At 38.0% G+C, this 20,891-nt stretch carries 19 protein-coding genes and 1 pseudogene; 7 read left to right on the top strand and 13 right to left on the bottom strand.

Annotation, left to right across the window (positions count from 1 at the left end):
• Both DSM106972_RS27100 and DSM106972_RS53925 read right to left on the bottom strand, forming a co-directional pair.
• Positions 1-344: pseudogene (locus tag DSM106972_RS27100) on the bottom strand (TetR/AcrR family transcriptional regulator); the annotation flags it as partial.
• A 158-nt stretch (positions 345-502) separates the two neighbouring features.
• Positions 503-682, bottom strand: a complete 180-nt coding sequence (locus DSM106972_RS53925; protein WP_127083594.1) for a hypothetical protein — start codon at positions 680-682, stop codon at positions 503-505.
• 35 nt (positions 683-717) lie between these two features.
• Here DSM106972_RS53925 and DSM106972_RS27090 point away from each other — a divergent pair, with 35 nt between their 5' ends.
• Together DSM106972_RS27090 and DSM106972_RS27085 are read left to right on the top strand one after the other, a co-directional pair.
• Entirely contained in the window at positions 718-1,332 is a 615-nt protein-coding gene (locus DSM106972_RS27090; RefSeq protein ID WP_127083593.1) for a Crp/Fnr family transcriptional regulator, read from the top strand.
• A gap of 105 nt (positions 1,333-1,437) precedes the next feature.
• A complete protein-coding gene (locus tag DSM106972_RS27085; protein WP_127083592.1) occupies positions 1,438-2,172 on the top strand; it encodes a Coq4 family protein in 735 nt (244 codons plus the stop codon).
• Positions 2,173-2,338: 166 nt separating this feature from the next.
• Here the strand turns inward: DSM106972_RS27085 and DSM106972_RS27080 are convergent, their stop codons facing one another.
• The 8 genes from DSM106972_RS27080 to DSM106972_RS27045 all read right to left on the bottom strand — a co-directional run bounded on the left by DSM106972_RS27080 (position 2,339) and on the right by DSM106972_RS27045 (position 6,311).
• Complete coding sequence (locus DSM106972_RS27080; RefSeq protein ID WP_127083591.1) at positions 2,339-2,620, bottom strand: hypothetical protein; 282 nt, start codon at positions 2,618-2,620, stop codon at positions 2,339-2,341.
• Positions 2,621-2,717: 97 nt separating this feature from the next.
• Positions 2,718-3,038: a hypothetical protein gene (locus DSM106972_RS27075; RefSeq protein WP_127083590.1), complete on the bottom strand. Its 321-nt coding sequence runs from the start codon at positions 3,036-3,038 to the stop codon at positions 2,718-2,720.
• A 142-nt stretch (positions 3,039-3,180) separates the two neighbouring features.
• Entirely contained in the window at positions 3,181-3,438 is a 258-nt protein-coding gene (locus tag DSM106972_RS27070; RefSeq protein ID WP_127083589.1) for a hypothetical protein, read from the bottom strand.
• Between the two features lie 52 nt (positions 3,439-3,490).
• Positions 3,491-3,853 carry a DUF6876 family protein gene (locus tag DSM106972_RS27065; RefSeq protein ID WP_127083588.1) on the bottom strand — a complete coding sequence of 121 codons (363 nt, stop codon included), beginning with the start codon at positions 3,851-3,853 and terminating at the stop codon, positions 3,491-3,493.
• A gap of 110 nt (positions 3,854-3,963) precedes the next feature.
• Positions 3,964-4,212 (bottom strand): hypothetical protein, encoded by a 249-nt coding sequence (locus DSM106972_RS27060; protein WP_127083587.1) that lies wholly within the window; start codon positions 4,210-4,212, stop codon positions 3,964-3,966.
• 527 nt (positions 4,213-4,739) lie between these two features.
• Positions 4,740-5,465, bottom strand: a complete 726-nt coding sequence (locus DSM106972_RS27055) for a hypothetical protein (RefSeq protein ID WP_127083586.1) — start codon at positions 5,463-5,465, stop codon at positions 4,740-4,742.
• Positions 5,466-5,612: 147 nt separating this feature from the next.
• On the bottom strand, positions 5,613-6,002 hold the full coding sequence (locus tag DSM106972_RS27050) for a hypothetical protein (RefSeq protein WP_127083585.1): 390 nt from the start codon (positions 6,000-6,002) through the stop codon (positions 5,613-5,615).
• A gap of 63 nt (positions 6,003-6,065) precedes the next feature.
• Positions 6,066-6,311 (bottom strand): Pb-reticulocyte-binding protein, encoded by a 246-nt coding sequence (locus DSM106972_RS27045; protein WP_127083584.1) that lies wholly within the window; start codon positions 6,309-6,311, stop codon positions 6,066-6,068.
• A gap of 165 nt (positions 6,312-6,476) precedes the next feature.
• Between DSM106972_RS27045 and DSM106972_RS27040 the strand changes: the two genes are divergently transcribed.
• The 3 genes from DSM106972_RS27040 to DSM106972_RS27030 all read left to right on the top strand — a co-directional run bounded on the left by DSM106972_RS27040 (position 6,477) and on the right by DSM106972_RS27030 (position 9,176).
• A complete protein-coding gene (locus DSM106972_RS27040) occupies positions 6,477-6,959 on the top strand; it encodes a GNAT family N-acetyltransferase (RefSeq protein ID WP_127083583.1) in 483 nt (160 codons plus the stop codon).
• A gap of 234 nt (positions 6,960-7,193) precedes the next feature.
• Positions 7,194-7,655 (top strand): hypothetical protein, encoded by a 462-nt coding sequence (locus DSM106972_RS27035; RefSeq protein WP_127083582.1) that lies wholly within the window; start codon positions 7,194-7,196, stop codon positions 7,653-7,655.
• Between the two features lie 366 nt (positions 7,656-8,021).
• Positions 8,022-9,176 carry a GUN4 domain-containing protein gene (locus tag DSM106972_RS27030; protein ID WP_127083581.1) on the top strand — a complete coding sequence of 385 codons (1,155 nt, stop codon included), beginning with the start codon at positions 8,022-8,024 and terminating at the stop codon, positions 9,174-9,176.
• Between the two features lie 87 nt (positions 9,177-9,263).
• On the opposite strand, the gene DSM106972_RS27025 is transcribed toward DSM106972_RS27030, so the two are convergent.
• Complete coding sequence (locus DSM106972_RS27025) at positions 9,264-14,744, bottom strand: DEAD/DEAH box helicase family protein (protein ID WP_127083580.1); 5,481 nt, start codon at positions 14,742-14,744, stop codon at positions 9,264-9,266.
• 628 nt (positions 14,745-15,372) lie between these two features.
• On the opposite strand from DSM106972_RS27025, the gene DSM106972_RS27020 reads away from it, so the two are divergent.
• Both DSM106972_RS27020 and relB read left to right on the top strand, forming a co-directional pair.
• On the top strand, positions 15,373-15,756 hold the full coding sequence (locus DSM106972_RS27020; RefSeq protein ID WP_127083579.1) for a type II toxin-antitoxin system RelE/ParE family toxin: 384 nt from the start codon (positions 15,373-15,375) through the stop codon (positions 15,754-15,756).
• Entirely contained in the window at positions 15,753-16,100 is a 348-nt protein-coding gene (gene relB, locus DSM106972_RS27015; protein ID WP_127083578.1) for a type II toxin-antitoxin system RelB family anti-toxin, read from the top strand. The genes DSM106972_RS27020 and relB overlap by 4 nt, the downstream gene beginning before the upstream one ends.
• Positions 16,101-16,333: 233 nt before the next feature.
• Here the strand turns inward: relB and DSM106972_RS27010 are convergent, their stop codons facing one another.
• Together DSM106972_RS27010 and DSM106972_RS27005 are read right to left on the bottom strand one after the other, a co-directional pair.
• Complete coding sequence (locus DSM106972_RS27010; RefSeq protein WP_170213604.1) at positions 16,334-20,203, bottom strand: Eco57I restriction-modification methylase domain-containing protein; 3,870 nt, start codon at positions 20,201-20,203, stop codon at positions 16,334-16,336.
• A gap of 310 nt (positions 20,204-20,513) precedes the next feature.
• The gene (locus DSM106972_RS27005; RefSeq protein WP_233787545.1) at positions 20,514-20,768 is read right to left on the bottom strand and encodes a type II toxin-antitoxin system HicA family toxin; all 255 of its coding nucleotides are present in this window, start codon (positions 20,766-20,768) and stop codon (positions 20,514-20,516) included.
• Between the last annotated feature and the right edge of the window lie 123 nt (positions 20,769-20,891).

The following is a 20,891-nucleotide window of genomic DNA, read 5'->3' as shown; positions in this document are numbered from 1 at the left end:
GAACTGAAATCTACCCCCATAAACGTATTACTTACTTTGGTACGTAGTATTAAATAGACAACTCCTGCAATTAAAATAGCACTGATTGCAGGAATATCTTTATCTTCAGGAAATGAACCCTTTTCTTCAAGAAACTTCAAACTATCCAGACCTAATTGATCCCGCACATTCGCTAATTCATTGGTAAGTGAGTTTCCTTCCAGTAATTCCCATCTCAAAATCTCTTGTGTAACTGGACGCTCCTTTAAATCATTCAGAAATTTTATTAACAGATAAACCATCCAATCTGCTAGTGTTTCGGCATTAGTAGCAGACTCATCACCAATTAACTCTTTATGTGTCATCCAGTACCCTCCCTCCGTTGCAAAACTTTTAAGTAGAAGTGGTAGCAAATCATGTCGATGCGATCAAGACATTTCAACAAGCGCTTGTAGCCAATACCTAAGTACAGGTAAACTATTGTGCGTATAATAAAGCTTATTGTTTTTTGTTTTTATTCAATTCACAACTTCAGTAAATCGCGTTCTACTTCGTTTTTTGTGGCTTTAACTACCTCTCGATATTTGTAGTATAGGCTGTTATCCTTAGATTTGTTTGCAGCGTGCAGGCGCCTTTTGAATTCGCATTCACATTCCGTGCAGGCGCCCTTTTGCCGTTCGGTAGAATTCAAAAAGCGTAACATTATTCGGCTAATAGCTTATTTACTACTAAGTTTGTATGTATTATAACTTACTCCGTGCGTTAGATAAATTTGCTGTACTCACTTCTAGCCAGCAAACTAAGTTTTGTAAGCTGATGAAGCCACTTGAGCTATGCAAAGGTTCAGTTTTGCTGAAACCAGATACAGTTTGTAATAATTTATATTTTCTAGTTGAGGGAGTTGCCAGAGAAATTTGGTATCAAGAAGATAAAGAAGTAACATCTTGGTTTAGCTTTGAGGGAGAATTTTTTACGGCATCTAGTTTTTTCTCACAAAAAGCAACTTCAGAAAGTATTGTTTTAATGAGCGATAGCAAGCTGCTGTATATAAGCCATACAAGCTTACACGACTTATATGATTATGATAGTGACCCCATCTGGAACAAAATAGGAAGGTTAATGATGGAACACTACTTTATACAGTTAGAAGAACATTTTGTATTGCGTCACTCACAATCAGCAGCAGAACGCTATAGCGAATTACTACAAAAATTTCCGCAAATTTTAGATAAGGTCAGTCTTAAACATATCGCATCATATCTAGGAATTACGCAAGAAACTCTCAGTCGCATTCGGACGAGATATGAGAAACGAAAGCTTTTGAGTGCTTCGGGAGCATCTAGACTCAGGTAAATTTTATTTTTCACAAATTTGATTTAGATCAAAAAAAGTATCTTCACTTATCAGCATCACTCAATCTACGATACAAATTGTAGTTGAGAAATTTATTATAGGCAGATGTATAGTACTCCGGTATTTACTGTTTCATCACCACAAAAAGGTGAAATGTATCTTGAGTTCGAGAATCAGGAAGATGCTTTAGAAGCTAATGCAGTACTTTATTTCCTGACTCTACAGGCAAACTTTAGGAATGTAGATGCTGCTTCATATAGTTTTGAAAAGTTAACCAAAGTTTTGATTAAGATGCCAGCTTTTGATTTAGCAGTAAACCAAATGAAATCTAACCCAGAACAGGCAGCTATTATTAAACAGCGTTATATGGCGCCGCATCATAATTTAGAAGTGCTAAAAGGATACCCAGAAGATTCTTTGGGTTACACCTACGCTGCTTACATTATAGAAAAAGGCTTGAACCCAGATTTTTATTCGCATATTGAAATCAATTCAGATGCTAGCTATGTAGAAGCGCGTCTGGGGCAAACACATGATATTTGGCATCTGATTACAGGTTACGGAACAACAATAATAGATGAAATTGCATTACAAGCTTTTCATATTGCACAATTTCCTTACCCTTGCGCGACAGTATATCTTGCTAATTTTTTGTTAGCATTTACTCTCTGGAATCCAGAAATGCTTGTACAAACGATAAACGCGATTGAAGAAGGTTTGCGAATGGGGAAGAATGCCAAATCGTTGTTTGCTCAAAGATGGGAAGAAAACTGGGAAAAGCCAATATCTCAGTGGCGTGCTGAATTAAATGTACAACCAGCTTCTGAACTTAATAGCTAGATTTATTTTATACCAGGGTTTCTTGCTGCATTTGGAGCAGTTATCAATGAGGAAATTTGGTTTCGTTTGGGTGTATTGACTGCCTTGGTTAGTTTTGGGCTTCCCATTGAAGCATAAATTAGTGGCGCCTCAGTTAGTTTGTCAAAAGGAGCTGCTGTATGGTAGCTTAACCCAAATTTTCTCCTGATTGCTGTTCAAGCATTGCTATTAGTTTCTCATATTCTATTTTTGGAGAAGACAGCGTGCTGAAATATACACGAAAGGAACCATCTGAGTAAAGTTTCAAGTCTTTTTCATCAAAGAATATTTCTTGCCGTCGTAACCATTGAACAACAATACTGTGAAACTCGGCTAGAAATAATGCGGGAAAGTAAATACGCGCGCTATGAACTCTAGTTCGTGCATGAATCAATACCCGAAATTGCGGATGCGTTAAAACGAGTGCCATATTGTATTACCGTTGAAAAACAAGAACATTTTGTCAAGAGTTGAGAGTAGGAATTAGGGGTATGTCTCTACTCTCCACCCAAGTGTGAAAAAGACAACTAATTAGATAATTGGTAAATACCTGTATCAATCTCTAAATAGTAGGTGTTTGCAGGGTGTTGCTGTAGAAAGTATTCAAGGTCAGATATTTGGGTTAATGTAAGTTCAGTAGTCAGAGCATAGCCGCTTTTTTCTAATATAATTTTTGGAAATTCTTTTCTTCCGCATCTTCCTGTTTGTTTGAAACGATATTGAACTTGATTGATTTGTAAGTCGTAGTCCAAAGCTTGATAAAAATTCAAGAAGTCTGTTAGACGTTCTATGGAGTTTATTTCATGTGAATGTAGCGTCCCAGATTGTGTTCTACAAGATATCAACATTGCTGTAGTCCTCATGCATAACTGTATTTCCATTACCCCTTGGGCGTAAGCCTATTAATAAAAAAGAAATGCTCTTTATTATGAGCAAATCATTTTTTCAGGTTTGCTATTGCCTTCTAGTTATTGTTGGTTAGGTTAAGGGCTACTTTTTGCGCTCCTGAATAATTTCTAGTTGCTGGCGCCTATATCTAAGTATTAACTTTGTATCAGGCACAATTCCTTTTTTACCAGGGAAATAGACGAGGTAATCACCAGTTGATTGGCTATATAAATAAATTACACCAACACAGTTTGTTAAATCGAGCCATTGGTGGCAGTCGTAACCATCAATACGAACCTTAGTACCATTCTTAATTACAGCAAAGTCGAGGGATAATTGAATAGAGTCATTATTATCCATGATTCTATTGCCTAGTCCAATAGTTTTTGTGTATGGGTATATACTCTCCACATCAGTACTCGTTTGGTAACATCAACACTTTCTGAGCGAGATAAAGTTTGATAGTAGGCAATGGAAAATTAGTGTAAGGAATATCCTGCCTTAATACTTCTTTGTCAGTATCCCACTCACAAATTAAGATGCCTGATTTTTCTTGAACTATCAGGCGCCAAATCTGTAGTTCTTGCAAATAAGGGTTCGATAATAATTGTTGAGTTTGATGTGAAGCGATAGCATCAATTAACCAAAAACTTTGTGTCGTTTCAGCTAAATGCTTGATGCCTTCGGTATACTGGATATTTAACCAATGCTTATACAGAACACCCGAACCACTAAACTTCTTTAATTCTGCAACTATTTCCTCAGCACTTTTCATGGCTCAAACCTCTGAATATGGTTTCACTGCCCCGAAAGGCGTGAGCCAAAAAAAAGCTACTAGCATTCTTTAGAACTAGTAGCTTTATATTTTAGGTGATTATGGTTAGTTTAAGAAGCACAAGCGAATTCTTCTTCAGGGGCTAACTCGGACTCTGTTAACTCATCACAGTAACCTAGCGGATAATCAAATACGATGGTGTAATTCCAGATGTTATCGTCATCAAGACGTAACCCTGTGACTCTGCCAATAGCCCATTTACTTTCTTCGCAATTACTTCTCATCGCAACGCGCGAGTTAAATGTATACTTAGGAGATTGTGCCCGGAAGTGGGAAAATCTGATAACAATGTTGTTCATATTTTTGTGTGATTGAAATACAACAGTATTCATTTTTAATCCAGGTGTAAGCCTGAAGATACCTTCTGTAACAGCACAATTGTGAAGCATTTACACGCTTATAATAGACGCGATATATGCCTTTAATAGTTTGTATTTATTTATTTTTAACGATGTAATCTCAAGACGTTATGGGCAAATTTTTGTGAATTGTCATAGCTTCAAAATTTGGTTATCATGATTGATAGTTTTATTCATGAAAGTTATCTAATTTAATATATTTATTATAGCATTTAAATCTGCACTATGGCTCGATTCAAGCCGAAAATGAACAGCAGTTTTATAAGAATTTTTAATACCTATACTAAGACTGTATAGTCTTGAAATAACATTCCTTTGCATACATGTGTATTAAGTAAAACGTGCATAAGGATTACGGCGCCGCTTGTGCCTTACAGCATGTACTTTAACCGTTGTTATTTGTGGCAATTTATCAAGACGCTCCTGGCAAATTTTCCAGAAGCGTCAAGTACATGTAATAGCCCAAACTATGCTTGATTTACATATTTCATGAAATTAGAGACTTTCCAGTTTAAGCCGTGAACTGGGTCTGCTATATTTGGCTTAGATGAGGCGCCGTTGCATAGCCCGCATGAGTCACACTGAACTCTATCATCTTCTGTGTGACGGCAGAGAATTTCGTTGTTAGTTAAGGGAGCATCAGGAGCAATAATTCTAAAAGTTCTCCAACCTTGTTTTTGGGCAACGCGCGCTTCTGATTGGCTATGAACTGATGCCATTAAATACTTTTGCCAGCGTGTATCGCAGTGAGACCAGCAATGTGTAAAACCAGTCCACTTTTTCGACGCTAAGATTATTGGCTCCCACACTTCAAAGGGTACTGCTGTTGGGTCTCCATAAGAACCAATCCTAATGGGATAGCGGTATCGCTCCAACATTGCCATTTCATTGGCACCGAATTTGCGATAAGTTCCCCTTGCCTGTTTATGGTATATATTATTTACTGGGAGTAAATTTACGAAGCAAGCATTTATTTGGCTCATTTTCAAGATGCAGTTACCACACGCGCCAGAATCTCGCCCTTCTTTTGCTGCTTTTGTTGGGGCAGATTCTTGCTGGAGTATCCAACTTTGTATTTGCCTTCCTGTTCTGCGGTTTGATGTAGGGAAAACGAAACCTGTAAGCACAAGAAAGATGGGAGAATTATCAAGCAGAGATGCTCCCTCCCAAACTGTGTAACCATTTTCTAACATATGTGTTACAATGCTGAGTTATTAGTGTTATTGCAAAGCGTGAAGCGGTAATTTAAACGTGCGTTGTGGATTACAAAAAGGGTGATAAATATCAGCTTTATCACCCTTTTAAATGTCAGTATTAAGTTGTCGGCAATCAGACAGAATTTAGAAGACTTCGTGTGTGCGAATCGCTTCTGACTGGGAATTTAGCTTTGTTTTTTCTGCGTACTTACGCCTACGTTGCCAAGAGAGTTGGTTTAGTACTAGCAAATCTTCTAAGTTTTTACCGAACTTACGGTTAGCAAACTCAAGCAACTGCTGTAGAGAGAAGCGTTTTTCTTGAACTTGACCAAAATCATGAGAAAACTGGTCTTTAAAGTCATTCCAATCAAATGCTTCTTTGAGAGCGCGCTTTGCAATAAGTCCAGACAGTTCACGAATCGCGTAGTATACTTTTGAGTACACGCGCACTTGATAATCACCAACAGCATACTCACCTAAAATCGAACTATCAATTGGTTGGAAGGATGAGATAGTAGATTTTTGCTTCGTCATATTTAAAATTCCTAATTATTCATTTGCATCTCCTGGCGTAAGCCAAATCATCAACCAGTTTGCTCACCACCAAGCTTTTTCATCGCAATCAGCCATCAAATCTTTTTTATCACAGTACAATTGATATTCAAGCTCCAATTGTTCTAAATCCACATCTAATGCAAGCGCTTTAACCTCGCACATTATTTTCTGGATATCCTCTTTATCGCTGGCGCCTGCATAGTAAATCTTGACAAATTTATCAGCTTTACTTAGGAATTTCTCTAGATTAGTCACAAAAGTTTGCTCAACGGTAATTGGCTGAATCATATATGTGTACCAATGGCTTTCATCCCGCTCTACGGCGTAAGCCGAAAAATCAGTTATTGTTAGTGAAATACTTGTTTTTACCTTTTTAAAAACACAACAGGCGCCAAACAACCAAACAAATTTGTGGTAGTATTTATGTAGCACGACTAACTACATAATATCTTTATGCGAATTGAACCATACTCATATAGTAAACTTGACGCTATAAAAAGTCTTTCGCTTCGGGCATGGGCGCCAGTTTTTGATTCAATTGAAAAGTCTATGGATAGTGATGTGTATCGTTCATTCTATCCTGATGGTTGGTGTGTAAGCCAGCTTAATGCTGTTGAATCTGTTTGTACAAGTACAGACAATCATGTATGGGTTGCTCTCGAATCTGATTTAATTGTGGGGTTCGTAGCCGTAAAACTCCATTTAGAGGACAGTATGGGAGAAATTTACATGATTGCTGTTGACCCAGATTATCAGCGTCGAGGGATTGGCGCCGCTCTCACTCAACTGGCTCTCGATTGGATGAAAGAGAAAGGAATGTCCATTGCTATGGTTGAGACTGGAGGTGACTCTGGTCATGCACCAGCACGTTGTACGTATGAAAAAATGGGTTTCGGGTTGCTACCAATTGCTAGGTACTTCAAGAAGTTGAATTAAATTTTATTTAGATTGAGAAATTGGAATTTAAATGGTAAATTCCGAACCGATTGGCTTCATAAATGCTCTACTTTATCAGTTTACTCCGTATTCAGCTTTGTTTACTGGCGCCTATAATCAAGATTAAGGAGGTATTTCCGGTTCGGAAAATACCATGTGTGGATATTTATTAGTGGGTAAGCATTAGGCGCAAATGGTCTTGTGATTATGAGTCGCTAGAAAGAAGGGGGTACTATGTACTACAAAGCCGAAGTAAAAAATTTTGAAGCACTCATGCAGCGTATTGTGACTGAATATCTTAAATACGGCTATTTTTACATGAAGGCTGGTTGGATAAGAGAGGAAGTGCTTACAAAGCAATTTGACCGTGAAACTGTACAAAAATTTGACATCACCTACCGTAACCGTCATGGTTCACAAGATGTACAATACGTAAGATTTGGCACTTACTACCTCCTTGTTTCCCGAAGAAAGCATCGACTTACAAATGAAGGTGTAAGGGGTGTGATTGACATTCGAGAAAATTACGTCAGTTTGAACCACAAACGAATGTGTATAAAGAAAAATGCTTTACTCGTGGAGGACGGAGATAACAAGCAGTGGTATAAATTAAAACCATCGCATGGGTTTAAGGATTTCCATGATAAACCCAAGCATCCATTGTACTATACTAAGGAGGCGCCAGTAGAGAAATGACTATAAGGGAGTGCGTTAGTAACTTAATTCTATAAACTAAATCAAAAATGTACTAGCACAAACTAGTCGAATTTTATAATTGAGAGTATAAACAAAACAGCACCAATAACGCTGTATCAATATGCTAAAACACTGCCTAGCTAGAACAGAAGACAAACGTTATAACTGCACTGTCTGTGGCGCCGTTAAAGTTCACCTACGCTTTTGTTAGTGTTACAACATCTTTTTAGAACTACGTACAGTAAAGTAGCAAATTCTTAAAGTCGATTGTGACAAGCGTTTCAAGCCAAAATTTCCGCTTGTTGCAGCGATAGGAAGTTCAACCTCATGTACCATAAGTAACAATGCCCTGTACAGTTCTTCCATATGGACAAAATCAAAATTTTATTTCTGGCAGCCGATCCTAGCGATTGTACCCGATTACGCTTGGGGCAGGAACTACGAAACATCCGTGAGAAATTACAACTTTCTAAAGAGCGAGATAAATTTTCTTTAGAATCTCGTGAATCAGTGCGCCCGGAAGATTTAACTCAGGCTTTTTTTGATGTTGAGCCTCAAATTATTCATTTTTCTGGGCACGGGACGAATATTGGAGAACTTTGTTTAGAAGACAGTTTAGGTAGAATGCAACCAGTATCAGCCGTTGCGCTTGCCAATCTATTTAAATTAGTAGCCAATCAGGTTGTTTGCGTGATTTTAAATGCGTGCTACTCAACAATCCAAGCAAAAGCCATTGCTGAACATATTCCATATGTGATTGGAATGAGCCAATCTATCGGTGATAAAGCTGCCATTACCTTTACTGTAGGTTTTTACAAAGCTTTAGGAGCAGGGCGTTTGATTGAAGATGCTTATAAATTTGGTTGTTCTGAAATTGAGTTAGAAGGCATTCCAGAAAACTTAACACCTGTTTTTTATGGCGAAGTTACTGAAGCGAAATCAAAGCAGCCTAAATCTACTTTTCAATCATTTAATGTAGAAGATAATCTGCGTTCAGAAAAGAAAATAGATTATAGCTATTTACGAGATTTGCTGAAGGCAGGAAAGTGGCAGGAAGCTGACGATGCAACCTTAAATGCAATGCTACAAATGGCGAGACGAAAGAAACATGGTTGGATGGATATTGAGTCTATAAATAAACTTCCCCATATTGACTTACTTACCATTGATACCCTTTGGGTGAAATATAGCAAAGGTAGGTTTGGCTTCAGTGTACAAAAAAAGATTTATTTAACTTGCTGTGAAAAGACAGATCGTAAACATATGTATTATATAGACGAATGCTGGAAAAAATTTGGTGATACTGTGGGATGGCGTGTGAACGAGAATTGGATTTGGCATTCTGAAGCTAACTTTAGCATTTCAGCACCACAGGGTCATCTCCCTATCGTTTTTCCAAAATTTACTAACCCTTATGATCAAAGCTATATGATTGGTATGATTAATGCTTATTACAATTCTCCAGACGCTTTTCACATATCTCCCCATAGTTTTACTCTTCTTTCTCGTAGCAACTTTTAAATATCATTTATGAACATGCGGTGCCTAGAGTGCAGAATGTGGGTTATAAGGCATATAAGGAAATAGCCCTATACGCCATGTACTTTCTCATAAGGTAGCTAGCACGCTTAATTTATCTACCCAATCTTCGTCATATCGTAGGGTTAAAACTCTATAACCTGTATTGTATTTGAGATTGTCGCGTTCGATTTTATCTTGTTTTTTCTTTTCTGGAGTATTGTGAACGGAACCGTCGCAGAAAACTGCTATTTTATCTTCTTTGTAGAGAAAATCTGGTTTACAGTCAGCTTCTGGTATCAATTCTTGTGCAGTATCGGGTAGTTTGTATCCGCGCGCATAAATCTCAGCTAATACTATTTTTTCAAATTCGGAGTTTGGGTCTGTTTGTTGGAGTAGTTTTTTATACTGTTCGTTGCGTGATGTTTCTTCTATTTCAGAAACAACGTTGCTTTGAAGCATTTCTTCGAGCCAAGGTTGTATGAGATGACGATTTATTAGGGAGTGGTCAAATTGATTGCGGTAAGATAGTAAACATTCGTAGCAAGCTTGAATGCAATTTTCTTTAGCTTCTTTAAAGTGGCAAATGTCTAATGCTGCATCGGCTATTTTTTGGAAAGCGTCGGGTTGTTCGAGTAGTTGAGAAAGTACACCGGCGCCTCCTTCGGCTGCTTCCCAAAAGAGTAAATATTTACCTTGTCCTAAGCGTTCTGAGTCGAGTTCGTCGGGTTCAAGTTTATATACAGCTTGAATGGCTGTTTCTAGTACGTATTGGAATGTTGTAATTAATGCTTCGCTGTTTTCGCCTTCTATACCGATGGGTTCTACTAATAAAATATTGCTGGTGTCTTCAACTAAAATGTGAACTTCGGTGTGGATATTTTCTGGAGATTGATGATTGGAGTTATCTCCCCATTCTCCGGTTTTGATATCAAGCTTAAATCCGCGTTCGTCTCTATTTTTCCGCAAACCGCGATTAATTCGCCACAGTTTTGCTGTCGCGCTGTAAGTTAGACGCAACAATGGCTGTCCGTTTGAGGTTTGGACAATTGCAGTTTTACGTTTTTGGTCGCTGTAACGGTAGTGAGTGGTAATATTGTACCCGTATTTGAGGCGTTCTTCTTCGTCGCAGGTGATACGCTCGCGTCTTTGAGTTATTGCTGTTTCCATTGGTAGTAAGCGATTTATTTTAGCGATATTTCCGTAGTTGTCGGGTTTAATTTGGGCGCCACAGTTATCACAAATATCTTGGTCATCGCTGTGATGGAAGTAACCGCAGTTAAAACAGACGCTAACTCGGTTATATTCGTTTTCAATACCACCAACAGCTATTTTGGTTTTTGTCACCATGAATTTACTACCTTCGTAGTAAACAATGTTGTTGGGTGCAAATTCACGTAAAGCGACGCTGCGGGGACGAGAGATAAATTCCCCATTATCAGGACTGGTACGAATATAAGCGCGAATAGGAAGACGGGGGAAGTTAAACCCTGGTAAAAATCCTTCGGCGGCAAAGTACCGATAAGGGTAAAATTCAAATTGAGTTTTGTTTTTAGTTGATAAGTTACCAACTAGTAAATCTATTTGGCGTTGCGCTTCTTTTTGTTGTGCATCAGCTTTGTCTCGCTCTTCTTGGGTAGTATTGCCGCGCGATGAATTATCTATAATTAACCGTGCTTTGTCGAGTTGGTTAAATGCATCAGTGTAAAGCAGGCGCCAACGATTACAAGCGCGCTCAAACGCTTCTATAGCGTTGTCGAGTGTAAATTTTAACCAATCAGTTGAATACCAAGATACTTTATTAAGGTCATTGGTACAAAATTTATCTTCTAGTATTGATTTAATTGCTTCTAAACACTCGTCTAGCTGTTCCTGTGTCAAGGTAAGTTGAGTGCGAACGCTGTCTTTGAGGGGGTACTCATTTAAATCTAAGTCAAGTATTTGGTTCATTGACTCGCCAAACTGCATTCCGGTACGCGCTAGCCAAACTGAATATATGTGCGATTTAATTAAATCTTGATTGGCTAGTTCAAGTTTAGGCGCCGCAACAACTCCAGCAACCATTTGATTTTGACGTTTGAAAAAATACTGGTCGTGACCGCTACCAATTGAGGCATAAGTAAATACTAATGCTTCTTGCCCACTTCTTCCCGCGCGTCCGCTACGTTGGGCATAATTAGCAGGACTGGGGGGTACATTACGCATATGTACAACACTAAGGTCAGAAATATCTATACCAAGTTCCATTGTGGGGGAACAGAACAAAGCTGCGAGTTTACCGTTGCGAAAATCTTCTTCGCGCTGTTGTCGGTCTTGGTTGCTCACCTGTCCAGTATGCTCTCGTCCCTCCATCGATTTGATGGTGTGGGCATTATTCTGATAAAAGTTTTGGAAAAAGCTGTTAACAAGAGTGTGAGTACTTTCTGAACCTTGTAATCGTCGCGATGTTAGGGGGTCTACAGGTATTTGTTCAAGTTGAGAAGCAATCCAAGCTAGAGAATTTATTTTAAGCTGTACTCCCTGCGGTTGCTCGTACAAATAACCTGCATCTTTTAATACAGCAATTAACGCTGCAATTAATTCATCATACTGCGTCTCAGTCAAAGGTTGCAGTAACCAATCCCAGGCTCTAGGAGAACGCAAAAATCTACCTATCTTACTGCGCGCTGTTAATTTGATGGTACTAAATCGATTATATCTTTCATTTTTACTATCGGTAGTTGCCCACTTAGCACTATGTAAAAATTCGTATTTCTCAATTTTCCAAGGTTCCTTGAGAGCTTGGGTAACTTCACGCCGTAACTGGTCGATACCATCAGGTTGTAAAATCTGGGCATCAATAGCTAGTTCCTTCCGCAACTGGTCGAGAAAAGTTTTCGCCGCATTATAGCGATGTGCAGGTGTTGCTTGAAGTAAAACAGGATGACGGTATTTTTGCCAAATTTTATCATTTTGACAAACTTCTTCCAGTTCTATATATTTAATAGTCAACAAACCACACTGTTCTAAATTTGGTTGTACAATTCGCCAACCACGTCGCAAATCTTCATAGAGACGATATTCAATTAAATCTCGGAAAGCATTTTCGTTATTACGCTTACCAATACCCACCTCAGCAGGTGTAGAAGCATAATCTGACTGAGATAAACCCATGTATTGCACAACCATTGTTGCTAATTCCTTATGAGTTAACTCTTGATTTTCCTGAATGGCACGGTTTAAAGCAGCACGAAGAAAACTAGTTTGCACAAAATCGTTAAAATGTCCCGCTTGCAGAGATGCATCTTGACGATTATCAGTAAAACTGAGAATCTTAGCAGCGTTAGCCTTCTCACCAGTATAAAATTGTTTGAGACGATTAACTGTAGAAAGACTTAATAAAGTAGTTGCCGTACTTCTGCCTTCACTACTCAAACGCGATAATTTAGTAAACTCATTTTTCTTACCATCATGGACAACACCGCAATTCAAACAAGTGCGGAAAGGCTTAGGAATAAACCAACATGGTGTACCTTCTAACGGAGAAGTAGAAACGGCGCCATTTGCAAGAACATAAATTCTACGGGGAATAAACTTTTCATATTCCTTCTTAACCACCCGTCCCTGCTTCTTAGTTTCCCGGAACCAACTATCAGGAAGTCGTTCTGAATCGTTATAATCCCAAAGACCAACTTCATCAAGACTAAGATAACCATCTTGAACATTATCATCATCAGCAGGTACCTCTAACATAGTTGGTAATTGAGGCGCCACAGTATGATTATTCGCATCGTATCGCACCACATAATAATCATGCCCACATTCCCGACAGAATACCAAGGGAAATAGTAAACGGTTGTTGGTTGTGGTGTATTGACCGTCTAATGTTAAATTGCGCGCATCATGGGGTTCAATGGTGGCATAAACACTACCCCCTTGGGAAACAAACTGGTGCAAGCGAAACGCTAACCCTTTGGTTTTACTTCCCCACAGAAACATTTCTTTCAAAATGCTTACGCACTGGTTGTAATAATGCTCTAACGCATCTTCATCGCCACAAGCCAACATACAAGCAAGCTGTTGGGCGCCTTCTTCTAAAGTGATTGGTTGACGGCGCAAATAACTAATAGACTGCTTTTTAGATATGTTATATACATTACCTGTTTCCGCAGCTAATTTTCTCCGACTCTGTACAAAATCAACCACATCCCCGGTTGAATTATTCTCTTTCGCCACAACTTCCCGCACCAAACCAAAATTCATCTCAACCCAAGGCGCCAAAGGATGCTTTTGAAACTCCTCCAAAGTACGCTCCTCTAATGGAGGCAAACCATTTTCTAAACAATCACGCAACTCCTCAACGGTTGGTTCAGGACGTTGTATTGAAGGTTCGAGAGTCTCATCAATAACATTATTAACCTGTATTTCTACCCCAAACAACTTACTCGCTACAAGAGACACTACTTGGCGCCGTTCAACACGAGTACCTTTTGAGGACATCGTAGCGCTAGTACCAATACATAATAATTCTTTACCCCTCTGACAACGTTGGCGAAGCTTGCGAATTAATATTGAGACATCAGCACCTTGCCTACCCCGGTAAGTATGTAACTCATCAAGCACCAAAAACTTAAGACATGGGGAACTAACCAACACATCCTCATACGCGCGTGTCAGCATCAACTCCAACATCACATAATTAGTCAGCAAAATATGCGGAGGATTATTTTGAATATAGTTTTTCTGCTCTGGGGTTTCCTGACCCGTATACTTTTCTACACGGATATGGGTATTAGGAACATTATCAAGGAACTTCCGCAATTCTTGTTCCTGGGAGTTAATCAAAGCATTCATTGGATAAACCAAAATTGCCCTTACTCCATTAATCCCCGAATTATAAAGTAAATCGTTAATAATCGGGACAACGTAAGTTAAGCTTTTACCCGAACCTGTTCCAGTGGTAACTATATAATCCTCTTGGCTAGAAGCGGTTTCAAACGCTTGCTTTTGGTGATAGTGGAAAGTAAAAGGTGTACCATTTTTTGTACTGAAATACTTTGCACAATCTGGATGAAGAATGTTTTGTTGAACTAATTCAGTAACAGTGGCGCCAGTTTTATACTTAGGATTTAATTGTACTAACGGGTCAGTCCAGAGTTGCCCTTTATCTAACTCGTTGTCAACAAATTCTTTTACTTTAGGGTCGCGAATCTTTAAAAAGCTTTCAATATATTGACGATAATCACCAATTACCTCATTCCGAAATTGGAATATATCTAGAAACTCGGAAGTGCCAGGTGGAGAACTAGTAACAGATGATGAGGCGCCTCGTCCTAAACGATGGTCAATATAGTTTGATAATTGAGTAGCAAAAGTATCTGTTAGTGTCGATGAGTCAATAACTTCTGCAATTTGTATAAAATCCCAATTTTGAGGAACGTTAGTAAATAACAAATCTAATACTTCAGGCTTAACTGTATCAATATTAGTGCAATCAAGCAGTGCTATACCTTGACCAATTAAAGTGCTTATGGGTGTAATTGCGTTTTCAGGTTGTTGTAATAGTTCTTGTAATTTTACGGGGATTTTCATAAGGAATTAGAAATAAGATTAGAGAAATGAACCACAGAGACACAAAGGGCACAAAGAAAGAGTTAATTAAATAGACTGTCTAATGTAGCTTTACTTTACAAGTATTGATCTGCTCAGTAGTAAAATTGTATTCGCACTTCTTCCTTTGTGTTCTACCCTGCGGGAAATCCTCCGGATTATGTGCCTTTGTGGTTCGTTCCATAAATCTAATTTTTTACAAATAATTTATAATCGTCCAATAATCTTTACTCAAAGAATTTATAAACTCTGAGGGGTTTGACTTGGAACCGCATATCATCAACGCGCGCATTGTACGGGAACAACCTACGTAGAACAGGCACCGTTGCTCATCAATTATAACTGTAATTTCATCATATAGCAGGTTTTTATTGATACTAAAGATAATAATAAGAATCAGTGCCAGGTGGAGTTGTCGAATAAACTTGCCTTGCGTGTTGGTTGGAAACGAGGGAGGAAACTATAATTTTTGTGCAATCAGTATTTTGTAGCTACCAAAGCCTACTGAGGGTTTTTGTAATATAACTTTACAGCGCCATCTTTATATAAAAAGCACAAAAAATAATATCATTGACGATATATATCATCAATGATAATGTATTAGTATGTCTTGGAATGTGAATTGTATGCTTCATTTTCACAGGAGTTTCTGGAATTTTCCGAAGCGGTGCAAGATGCTTTATTCGCAGAGGTGGCGATGCTGGAAAAGTATGGACTACTGTTAAATAGACCTCACGTGGATACACTTAATGGTTCTAAGCATACAAATATGAAGGAGTTACGATTTAAAGCGGATGATGGTGTATGGCGAGTTGCATTTGCTTTCGACCCCCAACGTCAAGCAATTCTGCTTGTTGCTGGCGATAAATCTGGGGTGAGTGAAAAACAGTTTTATAAGCAGCTCATCAAAAAAGCGGATGAACGTTTCGACGACCATTTGACACAGTTAAAGAAACAGAAGGAAAAAGAAGAGCAAGAGAAGGAGAACCAATGACTAAAGGGAAAATTTTACAAAGTATATGGGATAATTTGCCAGAAGATCGCAAGCAACGAATACTGGCTCGTGCTGAAGAATTAGAAGCTGAGTATCTCACTTTGCAGGAGTTACGAAAAGCTGTAGGGTTAACGCAGGCGGAAGTTTCACGAAGTTTACAAATGCCGCAATCTAATGTGTCACGTCTGGAAAGAGAGTCTGATATGTTGCTGTCTACTTTGAGGAATTATATTGATGCTATAGGAGGTAATTTAACTATTTTGGTTGAGCTTCCAAATAAGCCACCTGTTCGCCTCTTAACGTTAAGTGACCTTGTAAGTGAGGATGTAGACAGTAAAATATAACGAATTATAAGGTTACTGTAGAGGCGCCTTCTTTTCTGAGAGGTTGATGCGATTGAAATTGTGACTGATTTAATTTACTTTAATCGTCCAATAATCTTTACTCAAAGAATTAATAAACTCTGAGGGATTTGACTTGGATCGGTAAAAAAACACGGTAAAAGTTTAGACGATTAAATGTTCGTAATCGCGCGAAGAGCGCTAGCTTATACGAATATTGTTGCGTTGAAGCGCGACTACTTACCCATCCCATCCCATGCTTCTAGAACCAATCTTTGTGTCCTATATTCTCCAAACTGTTTTATTTCATTATTCTTTAATACACGAAAGGTTTCGCTGGGAAAGTCGGCGCCGTAAACATCCGCAGGGTCGAGAATATATCGCAACTCATCGCGTGTAAGTCCATAAAGTTTGGCGTAGTATGCGTCTAACTCTGCTCTTAATAGCGCACGGCGGTTGCTGTTCCAAATAAATGGTTCGCCGTCATATCCCATATCTAATGCGAATGGTTGCATGTCCCATGCGGTGTAAACTAGTTCCAGGACACGAGTGCTTATAAATTTTATGTCTTCTGAAGTGTATGCTTCGGGGGGGAGGACGGGGAACTGGCGAAGAATAAAAAAGCTTAATGAAGTGCCACCAACTTTTTGTCTAGCCACAAAATCTAAAACTAAGCTATTTAAATTAGCTATAAATGAGCAATATAATTTAGGGTTTGTTTGGTTTAAAAAGATTAATGGCGCTTTATGTCCAACAGCTACTTTAGGTAACACACTAAAAATAGCAGTACGTTCACTAGTAGAATTAGTTACATCTCTAAAAGATAATAACCAGCTTTTATTCCACTTATCACTTAATCTATTTTCTACCTCAGTCCTTTTAACCCAATAACGAGGTTTAATAGTTAAATTAGTATTTTGTTTAATCTCATCTCCTAATTGAGGTAATATACCAGCATTTAAATTGGCTTGTGTCGCACCTTCGTAAGTTGAGTAACGATAGTCAAACTGATGAAACATCTTCGCTTCATAAAGCGGAACTAAATTATCACCCGGCTCATTCTTAAATAATCCACTATCATTTGCCATATCAAACATACGCATAAATGAAATATTCCAAGGATTACTACCCATTACTTCATTTTCTAAAACTGGAACATGCCGATAAATTTTTTTGGTTAATTTTGCATCAGCATCAGTGCGAAAAATTGGACATGTAAAAGTATTAGGATTAATTAACGCAATTTCTTTTGCAGTTAAACTAAAATGACGTTGTGGATTATTAGCATCAGATAAATAACGACATAGAAAAGTAAAATCTGCTTGTTGAATCTGTTTTTGGCTTCCTGTCATTGACAATATACAAAACTTAAAAGCATGATGAACATCAGAGAATATAAATGCTTCGTTTTCAAAACCTGTTATACCAATTAAAGATTGAGATTTTATTAAATGACTAAAAAACTTTTTAGTTGTATCATCAGTTGCAATTCCGGTTGGTAAAATAATTCCTATCCTGCCATTTGGAGAAATTAAATATGTAGTAGTTTCTGCAAAGACTGCATAGGTGTTGATATCTCCTACTGCAGTTAATGGACATCTTCCAGACTCACGGATAAATTTACTTTGAGCTTCAGCGTCATACTTTGCATCTTGAAACCCTTGTGCTAATTGAGGGTTGATTTTTGGTAAGTCTTTAATTAACTTTTCACGCACTGATTTATTTAAAGCATTCGCAATTTTTACATCACGCGAAGCAAAAAATTCTTTTTCTTGCAATTTTATTCTTTCCCAAGGTGTATTTCCTAATATACAATCGAAACCTTCACCTATATCAAAAACTTCAGGAAACTCTAAATGCCAATGAAAAAAGTGTTTGTCTTCAGCTAGTTTATTTGCTGCATCTACTATTTTTACAGATGATAAGCTACCTTGTAATAACTGAGTTAAAATCGCTGTTGTTGGCAAGGATTCTAATTTTTTTTCGGTTAAAGGGGTAAAAAATGCAGCAGTCCATAAATTGCAAGCACAATAATCTCGCCACCAGCTTAGATTTTTACGATTTTTAAAATATTGTAATTCTTTTTGTCTTACACCTTTTGGTGTCTCTTGTTCAATATTATCAAGAGAACGCCATATTCCAGGGTATTGCGCTCGTTCATATTCCAAGCTACCAAAAATTGATAATTGTCCTTGTAAATCTGTACCTCTTTCTTTTTTGTTTCGTTTTTTAAGTTGCATAGATAATTGTTTGTTATCTCCAGTTATAGGCTTATAAGCTTCATCTGGAATTCCCGCATCTAAAGAATTTAAATCTAAAATACCTACAAGTGAGTTCCCACATTTAATCCTATGGTCTAAAAAATATAGTGGCAAACCTCGGTAAAAACCCTCAATCCATAAACTTACTTTACATAAATCTACCGCTAAAGGATTAATATCTACACCATAAATACAGTTTTGAATTACATCACGAATTGCAAGGCTTAGAGGTTCTTTTCCTGGTTCTAATTCTCCAGTCCGAACACGGGCTAATTCTTTACCTATTCTACGAGCGGCTGCTAAAAGGCAATGACCAGAACCGCAAGAAATATCTATTATTTTTAACTTCAACAGTGCTTTTTCTAACCCATTTTTATCTTTAATGTTACGAAGCTTCTCTTCAATTACTGGTTCGAGAGTCGTTTTTATTAATTGCCTAACTAAATGTGGTGGGGTATAGTAAGCACCTGTTGTTTTTCTTTCGCTTCCATATACTAATATAAATTTATATTTGCTCTGATTTACTTCGATTTGTGGATGAAAATCTAATAAACTTTCATAGACGCTTCCAAGTTCTTCTACGTCTAGGGCTGCGTAATTTACTCTTCGCAGTACGTTTTTTTCTATATATAATGATAGGTGTTTTATTGCTTGGAGTAAATCATAGTTATCAAGCGCGCAATTATCTATGTCTGGTAATGTGTTACTACCGAATAAGTCACCATTTAAGGGTGATAAGCCTAGTACTTGTCCGCGCCAGTTTTCATCGAATAGTTTAAAGGTAACACATAAGCCTTGCCATAGGTCTTGGAATCCCTCACGTCTGTAGCTTGGTCTTTCTGCTATTCTTCGCAACCTTTCGACGCTGTAATATTCTCTGTAAATTCGTGCTTTTTCTTCGTCATCTCCGATTAATAATAATTCTCGTCCTTCTGCTACCATTAAAAATAATAAGCGGTAGATTAAGCGTAATAGTTGACGATAATATTCTTCGCTGGTGAGTGATGAATCAAAATGAGGAATTAATCCTAATTTTTGACGTAATTCTTGATTATCAGGATGTTGAATAAATCCATTGCCGAAGATTCTTAATGCTTCTTCTACTCCGTCGCGCAATTTATCTCGCACTCTTCCGCCTTGTTGCAGTGTTTCTTGATGATAAAATTCCAACAAGCATTTATCCGCATCATCTACACCTTCGGGTAAGCGGGAACGGTGGAAAAGTCTAAAAAATAAACAAAATTCTGCAAAGTTTTCGCTGTTGAGTATTTGCTCTAAGTCAAATTCTATATACGATAACCGCGTCATTAATGAAGAGTCGCGTAACAGGCGCCAGCGATAACCATTTGTTGTTATAGCCCATAGATGCTCTGTTTTATTCAAATATTCTTGTACTAAACCGTGTGCTGATAGTCTAGGTGTACCACTTGGTGGACGCTGGTCTAATTTGAGACGACAGCCAATAATATGAATAGGGGGCTTGTTTTCTCCTGTTTCTGAACGGTGAGAAATAGCATAAGTTAATCCATCAACTTCTTCGGCTTGACGGGTAAGAGTTGGCTTGTAACAAAGGCTTTCTAATAATGATACTGCCCACTCGCGCGTAATTGTTGTGGCGGTGTCATCTTCTTGGAGTCGTGCAAGTTTACGTTGGAATGCTGCCCAGTATGCTTTGGCATCACCCCAGGCAATAGCTATTTCATCGGCTAATTTATCGGTTTTTGCTAGCCCGAAATCTTCTGATTGTTGCCCTTTGATGTTACCTGTTGATAACAGAGAAGTCATATCTGGGGCGAGTAGATTTCCCTCGATTTGTATTGCTGTTATTGCACCTGCTACACTCATGATTCACCGCTAGTAATTAAAATAAAAGTTAAATTTAAAGTTTTCGGTTTCCAGCTTGACAGCGACAGCGCACTATAGTTGTATATCAAGCGCATCGGTCATCGGAGCATAGAAAAGCAGCAAAAAGCCGCAGAAAACTATAATGTCTCCTGCATCACTATTAACTACAGTGATATTACTTAAGTTTGTTTGGTTGTAACATACTTTTAGGGCTTACGCAACTTTTTGGCGCCAAGTAGCGGCATTTTTAAGAAAGGCGCCGCAAGGCGAGCGTATGATGTAAACAAAATTAAATTAATATTGATTGATTTTAAGAAGCAACTTTTTCTAAAAAACTGGTGAACACATCCCTATCCATTAAACCATTTTCGTCTAGTATCTTACGTACAGCTACTAAATGCATAGTTCTTACATCTGCTTGTTGCTCATAACCAGGCAAAACAACTAATGTACCTAGTGGTGAATACTCGTAGACTTTATGCGAACCAGTTGTTGGTACTTCCACAAAACCGATACTCAATAGCAATTGTTCCAGTTCTACAAACTTAATATTTCTAGTTATCATGACTAATTACCCCTTTTAGCTGGTTGAGTACATCATTCTTAAATGTAGCAAATTTTTTAATAGCTTCTTGATTTATAATGTTACTTTTAGGTATGCGAACTACTACGCTGTCTCGAACTTGTC

Source organism: Dulcicalothrix desertica PCC 7102 (assembly GCF_003991905.1).
Lineage (GTDB): Bacteria > Cyanobacteriota > Cyanobacteriia > Cyanobacteriales > Nostocaceae > Dulcicalothrix > Dulcicalothrix desertica.
This window is presented reverse-complemented; position numbering and strand designations above follow the sequence as displayed.

Bases quoted from the DNA above. Each gene is read 5' to 3' on its own strand.
- DSM106972_RS53925 (WP_127083594.1), bottom strand. From the start codon at position 682: ATGTTACGCTTTTTGAATTCTACCGAACGGCAAAAGGGCGCCTGCACG.
- DSM106972_RS27090 (WP_127083593.1), top strand. From the start codon at position 718: ATGTATTATAACTTACTCCGTGCGTTAGATAAATTTGCTGTACTCACT.
- DSM106972_RS27085 (WP_127083592.1), top strand. From the start codon at position 1,438: ATGTATAGTACTCCGGTATTTACTGTTTCATCACCACAAAAAGGTGAA.
- DSM106972_RS27080 (WP_127083591.1), bottom strand. From the start codon at position 2,620: ATGGCACTCGTTTTAACGCATCCGCAATTTCGGGTATTGATTCATGCA.
- DSM106972_RS27075 (WP_127083590.1), bottom strand. From the start codon at position 3,038: ATGTTGATATCTTGTAGAACACAATCTGGGACGCTACATTCACATGAA.
- DSM106972_RS27070 (WP_127083589.1), bottom strand. From the start codon at position 3,438: ATGGATAATAATGACTCTATTCAATTATCCCTCGACTTTGCTGTAATT.
- DSM106972_RS27065 (WP_127083588.1), bottom strand. From the start codon at position 3,853: ATGAAAAGTGCTGAGGAAATAGTTGCAGAATTAAAGAAGTTTAGTGGT.
- DSM106972_RS27060 (WP_127083587.1), bottom strand. From the start codon at position 4,212: ATGAACAACATTGTTATCAGATTTTCCCACTTCCGGGCACAATCTCCT.
- DSM106972_RS27055 (WP_127083586.1), bottom strand. From the start codon at position 5,465: ATGTTAGAAAATGGTTACACAGTTTGGGAGGGAGCATCTCTGCTTGAT.
- DSM106972_RS27050 (WP_127083585.1), bottom strand. From the start codon at position 6,002: ATGACGAAGCAAAAATCTACTATCTCATCCTTCCAACCAATTGATAGT.
- DSM106972_RS27045 (WP_127083584.1), bottom strand. From the start codon at position 6,311: ATGATTCAGCCAATTACCGTTGAGCAAACTTTTGTGACTAATCTAGAG.
- DSM106972_RS27040 (WP_127083583.1), top strand. From the start codon at position 6,477: ATGCGAATTGAACCATACTCATATAGTAAACTTGACGCTATAAAAAGT.
- DSM106972_RS27035 (WP_127083582.1), top strand. From the start codon at position 7,194: ATGTACTACAAAGCCGAAGTAAAAAATTTTGAAGCACTCATGCAGCGT.
- DSM106972_RS27030 (WP_127083581.1), top strand. From the start codon at position 8,022: ATGGACAAAATCAAAATTTTATTTCTGGCAGCCGATCCTAGCGATTGT.
- DSM106972_RS27025 (WP_127083580.1), bottom strand. From the start codon at position 14,744: ATGAAAATCCCCGTAAAATTACAAGAACTATTACAACAACCTGAAAAC.
- relB (WP_127083578.1), top strand. From the start codon at position 15,753: ATGACTAAAGGGAAAATTTTACAAAGTATATGGGATAATTTGCCAGAA.
- DSM106972_RS27010 (WP_170213604.1), bottom strand. From the start codon at position 20,203: ATGAGTGTAGCAGGTGCAATAACAGCAATACAAATCGAGGGAAATCTA.
- DSM106972_RS27005 (WP_233787545.1), bottom strand. From the start codon at position 20,768: ATGATAACTAGAAATATTAAGTTTGTAGAACTGGAACAATTGCTATTG.